Source organism: Nocardioides sp. (genome assembly GCF_050699375.1).
GTDB lineage: Bacteria > Actinomycetota > Actinomycetes > Propionibacteriales > Nocardioidaceae > Nocardioides.
Window position 1 is genome coordinate 1 of sequence record NZ_JBOHDN010000223.1, and the last position, 2,633, is coordinate 2,633.

3 protein-coding genes are annotated in these 2,633 nt (G+C 68.6%); all 3 read left to right on the forward strand.

Annotated features, from left to right (window positions below; all coding sequences use genetic code 11):
• The first annotated feature begins 64 nt into the window (after positions 1–64).
• A complete protein-coding gene (locus ACRDPS_RS16275) occupies positions 65–625 on the forward strand; it encodes a TIGR00730 family Rossman fold protein (protein ID WP_431502700.1) in 561 nt (186 codons plus the stop codon).
• Positions 626–701: 76 nt separating this feature from the next.
• The gene (locus ACRDPS_RS16280; protein WP_431502701.1) at positions 702–1,733 is read left to right on the forward strand and encodes an ATP-binding cassette domain-containing protein; all 1,032 of its coding nucleotides are present in this window, start codon (positions 702–704) and stop codon (positions 1,731–1,733) included.
• A 1-nt stretch (position 1,734) separates the two neighbouring features.
• Positions 1,735–2,553 (forward strand): ABC transporter permease, encoded by an 819-nt coding sequence (locus ACRDPS_RS16285; protein WP_431502702.1) that lies wholly within the window; start codon positions 1,735–1,737, stop codon positions 2,551–2,553.
• The last annotated feature ends 80 nt before the right edge of the window (positions 2,554–2,633 follow it).

Genomic DNA, 2,633 nt, shown 5'->3' on the forward strand with positions numbered 1-2,633 from the left:
CCAGTGCGTGCCATGGCGGCGGGCCGAGGCCGAAATCGAGGCGATGGCCACTAGCCTCTGGCCCATGATCAAGCACCTGGCGGTCTTCCTCGGTTCCCGCGACGGCAACGATCCGGCGCTCTCGGAGCAGGCGTACGAGGTCGGTAAGGGTCTCGCCGAGCGCGGGATCGAGCTGGTGTACGGAGCGGGCGGCGGTGGCCTGATGGGGCAGATCTCCCAGGGCGCGATCGACGGTGGCGGCAAGATCTTCGGGGTGATCCCGCGGTTCATGGTCGAGCGTGAGTGGGGCCGCATCGAGGGAGCGCCGGGGTTGCAGACGATCGTGGTGGACACGATGCACGAGCGCAAGGCGATGATGGCCGAGCGCGCCGACGCCTTCCTCGCGCTCCCCGGCGGGATCGGCACGCTCGAGGAGCTCTTCGAGATCTGGACCTGGCAGACGCTCTCCCTGCACGGGAAACCGGTCGGGCTCTTCAACATCGGCGGCTTCTGGGATCCGCTGGTGGCGATGATGGACCGCATCGGCGAGGCCGGCTTCCTGCACGGCTCGGCCAGCGAGCATGTCGTGGTCGGCGACGACCTCGACGACGTACTCGCCCGCCTGGACGAAGCCCGCGAGACCTAGTGGCGCTGAAACCCGCCCCCAGGGCGTGAAACCACGGTGAAGGCGGCCTGAAACCGCGGTCCTCGACCGTAGGAGCATGACAACCACCACCGAACTGGCCGTATCGGCCACAGGTCTGGTCAAGACCTTCGGCGACTTCACCGCGGTCGACGGGATCGACCTGGAGATCCGCCGCGGCGAGGTCTTCGGCGTCCTCGGCCCCAACGGCGCCGGCAAGACCACGACCCTGAAGATGCTCGCGACCCTGCTCCCGATCGATGCCGGCAAGGCGGAGATCTTCGGGGTCGACGTCAAGGCCAACCCACATCAGATCCGTCAGCTCGTCGGCGTCACGGGGCAGTACGCCTCCGTCGACGAGAACCTCACCGCTACCGAGAACCTCGTGCTCTTCGGCCGCCTGCTGGGCATGTCCGGCAAGGCCGCGCGGGCCGCCTCCGAGGACCTCTTGGAGTCCTTCGGGCTCGAGGAGGCCGCGAAGCGCCAGATCTCGAAGTTCTCCGGCGGTATGCGCCGCCGGCTCGACCTCGCCGCCTCGCTCCTGTCCCGCCCGCCGCTGATCTTCCTCGACGAGCCGACCACCGGCCTGGACCCCCGCACCCGGGGCCAGATGTGGGACACCATCCGTACGCTGGTGGCCGGCGGCTCCACCGTCCTGCTGACCACGCAGTATCTCGACGAGGCCGACCAGCTCGCCGACCGGATCGCGGTCATCGACCGTGGCGTCAAGGTCGCCGAGGGCACCTCGGAGCAGCTGAAGACCTCCGTCGGCAGCTCGACCCTGCACCTGCGTCTTACCGACAGGGAGCAGGTCGCCACCGCCGCCGCGGTCGTCGAGAAGGTCACCGGCGACATCCCGGTGCTCACCCCTGAGGCCGGCGGGGTCAACGTGCCGCTGGCCGATGCCGACCGGGCCGCCGACGTACTCATCGGCCTACGTCACGCCGGCATCTCCATCACCACCGCCAACGTGCAGCAGCCGACCCTCGACGAGGTCTTCCTCGCGCTGACCGGCCACGGCACGGACAGCTCCGAGAGCCCCGAGAGCTCCGACCACACCGACATCCACGCCGGCGTCAACACAGACGTCCACACAGAGGAGGTGGCCTGACATGGCTGCACTGATCTCCACCTACGCCGTAGCCGACCGCCCGCTCAAGACCCACCCGGGTGTCGGCGAGACGGTCGCCCAGACGCTCACGATGGCCCGGCGGGCACTGATCAAGATGATGCGCAACCCCGAGCAGTTCTTCGACGTGACGATCCAGCCGCTGCTGTTCACGGCCATGTTCGCCTTCATCTTCGGCGGTGCGATCTCCGGTGACGTGAAGGCCTACCTGCCGACCATCATCACCGGCATCCTCGCCCAGACCGCGCTGACCGCTTCGATGGCCCGCGGCACCCAGCTGCGCGAGGACATGGACAAGGGCGTCTTCGACCGGTTCAAGGCGCTCCCGATCGCCCGGATCGCGCCCCTGGCCGGACCCGCCGTCGCCGACCTGCTCCGCTACGGGATCGCGGCGACGCTGACGATCCTGACCGGCCTGCTGATGGGCTACCGGCCCGGTGGTGGCGTCGGCGGGGTGCTCGCCGGCTGGGCGCTGACCATCTTCGCCGGCTGGTCGCTGAGCTGGATCTTCACCTGGCTCGGCACGGTCCTGAAGACCGCGGGCGGGGTGCAGGGCCTGGGCATGATGATCATGTTCCCGCTGACCTTCCTCTCCCCCGCGTTCGTACCGAAGGAGACCATGCCGGGCTGGCTGCAGCACTTCGTCGACGTCAACCCGGTCACTCTGGTCATCAACGCCACCCGCGACCTGATGAACGCCGGCGACCTCACCCTGAGCGTCGTGTGGGCGCTCATCGGCTGCGCCGCGGTCGTCGCGATCTTCGCGCCGCTCTCGGTGTGGAGCTACAGCAAGAAGCTCTAGTGTCCCGCACCGCAATTCCGCACCATAAGTCGCACGCTGCGCACGCACCTCGCTGCGTTGGCATCGCTCGGAAGACACCC

What these genes read in the sequence shown, in the direction of transcription:
- ACRDPS_RS16280 (WP_431502701.1), top strand. Translation starts at nt 702, where the DNA reads ATGACAACCACCACCGAACTGGCCGTATCGGCCACAGGTCTGGTCAAG.
- ACRDPS_RS16285 (WP_431502702.1), top strand. Translation starts at nt 1,735, where the DNA reads ATGGCTGCACTGATCTCCACCTACGCCGTAGCCGACCGCCCGCTCAAG.
- ACRDPS_RS16275 (WP_431502700.1), top strand. Translation starts at nt 65, where the DNA reads ATGATCAAGCACCTGGCGGTCTTCCTCGGTTCCCGCGACGGCAACGAT.